Raw genomic sequence first — 4744 nt, 5'->3', positions numbered from 1 at the left:
AAATGCTGTGATTGGTTTACATCAACTCAAACAGTTACCAACATTTCAGGCACGTAGAAGTACTTTAGCAAGAATGTACTTCGATGCAATTCGCACTGAAATCAAATCCGCCGGCTTAGGTAATCTCAATCTAGAACTTCCTGTAGAAAACTTTAGCGATAGCAACTGGCATATGTTCCAGGTCGTACTACCTCTCGAACAACTGAATGTGGATCGCGCGCAGGTAATGACTGAACTCAAAGATCTAGGTATTGGTACAGGCGTTCATTACCCCATCATTACTGGATTTACGCTTTACCAAAAGCTAGGTTACCAAGTTGATGCCACCCCTAATGCGCAGCGTATTGGTCGCTCGATCTTGACCCTTCCCCTCTTCCCGGGAATGGCCGATGAAGATATTGGCCGTATAGCTAGCGCTTTAGTGGGAATTTTGAAGAAACACTGCAAAAACTAATATCGAGAACGGAATCAGGCAAAATTGCAGCATGACTGCTAATTTAGCTACCCAAACCTGCAATCCCTCGCTCAGCGTTGTTATTCCCGTCTACAACGAGGAAGACGGTCTTCAAGCACTCTTTGATCGTTTATACCCTGCACTAGATGCTATGGCTAGCAAGCGCAACATTGCTTATGAAGTAGTGTTTGTAAATGATGGCAGCAAAGATCGCTCTGCCGGCATCCTGGCTAAGCAAGTTGAATTGCGTTCTGATGTCACTCGGGCGGTTTTATTTCATAGTAACTTTGGTCAACACATGGCCATCATGGCTGGCTTTGAATACTCCCGCGGTGAATACATCATCACGCTAGATGCAGATTTACAGAATCCCCCCGAAGAAATTGATGCCTTAGTAAATGAATTGCTCAAGGGTCATGACTACGTTGGTACGATTCGTGCGAATCGTCGAGATAGCTTCTTTAGAAAATTTGCTTCCCGTGCCATGAATCATTTACGCGAGAAAATTACTCGCATCACGATGACAGATCAAGGTTGCATGTTGCGCGGCTATAGCCGTCGTATTGTTGATCTTGTTCGTCAGTGTGACGAGAGCAATACATTTATTCCAGCGCTGGCCTATACCTTCGCCTCCAATCCAACTGAAATCAGCGTTAAACACGAAGAGCGTTTTGCTGGTGAATCTAAATATAGCCTCTATCAGCTTATTCGCTTGAACTTTGATTTGGTCACCGGCTTCTCCGTAATGCCTTTGCAGATTTTCTCGATCCTGGGAATGCTCTTGGCAATGGCTGCGGGTAGCCTGTTCATATACCTACTGATCCGCCGCTTTGTTCTAGGCGCTGAAGTTGAAGGAGTCTTTACACTATTTGCGCTCACCTTCTTCTTGATTGGCGTAATGCTGTTTGGTCTTGGTTTGCTCGGTGAATATATTGGCCGCATCTACCAACAGGTACGTGAGCGTCCACGCTATGTTGTGCAAACTGTTTTAGAGAAAAAATAATTGCACGCAGTCGTCTTTGCATATCACGATGTTGGTGTTAATTGCCTTAAGGCATTAATCGCTGCGGGTATCCAGATTGATTTGGTACTTACCCATCAAGATGATCCCAACGAGAATGTCTGGTTTGGCAGTGTTGCGAAGCTTTGTGAGGCGCAGCAGATTCCTTACATCACACCAAACGCAAACGAGTTAATGGATCTCGTGCCCCAGATTCAAAAACTGGCTCCTGACTACCTTTTCTCGTTTTACTATCGCCACATGATTCCGGCCGAGCTTTTGGCCTGCGCCAAAATTGCTGCGCTGAATATGCATGGCTCACTCCTACCAAAATATCGTGGCCGCGCTCCAGTGAATTGGGCCATTCTCCATGGTGAAACTGAAACCGGCGCCACATTGCACATCATGGAAGTTAAACCAGATGCAGGCGATATCGTGGGGCAATCAGCTGTCTCTATTGGTCCCGATGAAACCGCGACAGAAGTCTTTGGAAAAGTCAGCCAAGCAGCCCTAGCTGTTATGAATCAAGTCCTACCTCAGCTTGTTCAGGGCAAAGTCCCCAGAAAATCCAATAATCTGGCTCAAGGAAGCTATTTTGGAGGTCGCAAGCCCGCTGATGGCCAAATTCTGTGGCAACAGACGGCTCAGCAGGTCCATAACCTCGTGAGAGCCGTTGCACCCCCTTATCCTGGAGCCTTTACTGACTGGGAGGGTCAACGCAGGATTGTGGCCCGCACAAGCCTTATAGGCCCATTCCCAGAGGAACTAGATCTTCAGGCTCCCGGCATCCAAGTGGTTGATAATCAGGTATTCGGCGTTTGTGGCGACCAGAGAGCGGTAGCGATACTGGACTGGTTCCCAGCAAACAGCTAACAAATTAAAAGCAGCACTCTTTAGATTAAAAACGAGGCAGTAAAGATGAAAAAAGTACTCATTCTTGGCGTAAACGGCTTTATTGGTCATCACCTCTCAAAACGCATCCTAGAGACAACCGATTGGGATGTCTATGGCATGGATATGCAAAACGATCGCCTAGGTGATTTAGTGAACCACCCCCGCATGCATTTCTTTGAAGGTGACATCAAAATCAACAAAGAATGGGTTGAGTAACACATCCGCAAATGCGACGTCATCCTACCTTTAGTAGCCATCGCGACACCGGCCACTTATGTTCAGCAACCGCTAAAAGTGTTTGAGCTCGACTTCGAAGCTAACTTACCAATCGTACGTTCAGCTGTTAAATATAAAAAGCATTTGGTATTCCCATCTACATCCGAAGTCTATGGCATGTGTGAAGATGGTGAATTTGATCCCGCTAAATCCAATATGGTTTACGGTCCAATCAATAAGCCACGGTGGATCTATGCTTGCTCTAAGCAATTGATGGATCGCGTGATCTGGGGTTACGGCATGGAAGGTCTACGCTTCACTCTCTTCCGCCCATTTAACTGGATTGGCCCAGGTCTAGATAGTATCTACACACCAAAAGAAGGCTCCTCCCGTGTAGTGACGCAATTCTTAGGTCATATTGTTCGCGGTGAATCCATCAACGTGGTTGATGGTGGTGCGCAGAAACGTGCCTTTACTTATGTTGACGATGGCATTGATGCCTTGATGCGCATCATCGATAACAAAGATGGTGTTGCAAACGGCAAGATCTACAACATCGGCAACCCCAAGAACAATCACTCTATTCGTGAACTCGCCAATCAGATGCTAGAGATTGCTCGTAGCATTCCGGAGTATGCGAAGACAGCGAATGAAGTGAAGATTGTAGAAACCACTTCTGGCGCTTACTACGGTGAAGGCTATCAAGACGTTCAAAACCGTGTACCCGCTATTGACAACACCATGAGTGAATTAGGTTGGAAGCCGACTACCAATATGAGCGACGCGCTGAAGAATATTTTCGAGGCCTATCGTGAAGATGTGGAAAAAGCACGTCACTTGGTTGATAACGAATAAGTACAGAGGTTCATGGCTAAGATTGCACTCAAGGTAGATGTTGACACCCTACGCGGCACTAAAGAAGGCGTCCCCAATCTAGCGCGCACACTTGAACGCTTTGGCCTTAAAGCTACTTTTTTATTTAGCCTAGGTCCAGACCATACTGGTTGGGCACTGAAGCGTGTCTTTAGGCCGGGCTTTCTAAAGAAGGTGAGTCGCACTTCTGTTGTTGAACACTACGGTATTAAGACTTTGCTCTACGGCGTCCTCCTTCCTGGGCCAGATATTGGCAAACAAGCCGCCGCTGAAATGCGTGCGATTGATGCAGCAGGTCATGAAACTGGAATTCACACCTGGGACCATGTGGCCTGGCAAGACGCAGTGCGTAATCGTGATGCCCAATGGACTAAAGCGCAGATGCAAAAGAGCTGGGATCGCTTTGTAGAAATCTTCAGACATACACCAGTCACCTATGGTGCTGCTGGCTGGCAAATGAATGAAGCTGCTTTTGAGCAACTTGATCAATGGGGTATCAAATACTCTTCCGATGGTAGAGCCGAACCGAATTTGATGCCATATCGCTTTGACCTGCCCTCCGGTAAAGCGAAACACGTGCAATACCCAACTACCCTACCCACCTTTGATGAGTTGATTGGCATTGATGATGCAGACGAGTTTGGCGCCGTCAAAAGACTTCTTGAGATCACCCAAAGCAATCCCAATGATCAGGTATTTACTTTGCATGCGGAGCTAGAAGGTCAAAAGCTGCTACCCGCCTTTGAGCAATTGCTCGCCGGATGGTTAAACCAAGGTCACGATCTAGTAACCATGGGCGAATTGCATCAATCTTGGGAAGCAACTAAACAACTCGATAAAATAGCTGTACAACCCGTCACTTGGGGAGAAATTCCCAACCGAAGTGGCGAACTCATTTTGCAATCAAGTTAACTGGCATTACGTAATACATAAAATTAGAGAGGCCATCATGACAGTAGAAATTGGTAAGCCAATGCCCCAGTGTGCAATCCCAGCAACATCAGGATTGACGTTTACTCCAGACTCAGCCAAAGGCAAAAAGCTGGTTATCTACTTTTACCCAAAAGATATGACTCCTGGCTGCACAGCAGAGTCTGGTGAATTCCGGGATAACATTGACGCCTTCACTAAAGCCAATACCTTAATCGTTGGCGTATCTCGGGATAGCATCAAATCTCACGATAACTTCCGTAGCAAACTTGGGCTGCCATTTGAGCTAGTGGCTGATACCGAAGAAACCCTCTGTCAACTCTTTGGTGTGATGAAGTTGAAAAACATGTATGGCAAACAAGTTCGTGGTGTTGAGC

General features: G+C 46.6%; 5 protein-coding genes and 1 pseudogene. All 6 read left to right on the top strand.

Annotated elements, in window-relative coordinates:
- A partial coding sequence (locus B7Y67_RS11105; protein WP_293598698.1) for a DegT/DnrJ/EryC1/StrS family aminotransferase occupies window positions 1-454 on the top strand: 454 nt, incomplete at its 5' end.
- Between the two features lie 31 nt (window positions 455-485).
- Window positions 486-1457, top strand: a complete 972-nt coding sequence (locus tag B7Y67_RS11100; RefSeq protein ID WP_293598697.1) for a glycosyltransferase — start codon at window positions 486-488, stop codon at window positions 1455-1457.
- Entirely contained in the window at window positions 1458-2327 is an 870-nt protein-coding gene (locus tag B7Y67_RS11095) for a formyltransferase (protein ID WP_293598696.1), read from the top strand.
- Between the two features lie 45 nt (window positions 2328-2372).
- A pseudogene (locus B7Y67_RS11090) lies at window positions 2373-3419 on the top strand (bifunctional UDP-4-keto-pentose/UDP-xylose synthase).
- A gap of 12 nt (window positions 3420-3431) precedes the next feature.
- Window positions 3432-4349: a polysaccharide deacetylase family protein gene (locus B7Y67_RS11085; RefSeq protein WP_215301460.1), complete on the top strand. Its 918-nt coding sequence runs from the start codon at window positions 3432-3434 to the stop codon at window positions 4347-4349.
- A gap of 37 nt (window positions 4350-4386) precedes the next feature.
- Window positions 4387-4744 (top strand): peroxiredoxin (locus tag B7Y67_RS11080; protein ID WP_293598695.1); only part of this gene is annotated, 358 nt, incomplete at its 3' end.

The organism is Polynucleobacter sp. 35-46-11 (genome assembly GCF_002281105.1).
The sequence above is the reverse complement of the archived record's forward strand: the minus strand, read 5'-3'. Positions and strand labels throughout refer to the sequence as shown.

Excerpts from the sequence above, each read along its gene's own strand:
- B7Y67_RS11100 (WP_293598697.1), top strand. The coding sequence starts at position 486 with ATGACTGCTAATTTAGCTACCCAAACCTGCAATCCCTCGCTCAGCGTT.
- B7Y67_RS11085 (WP_215301460.1), top strand. The coding sequence starts at position 3,432 with ATGGCTAAGATTGCACTCAAGGTAGATGTTGACACCCTACGCGGCACT.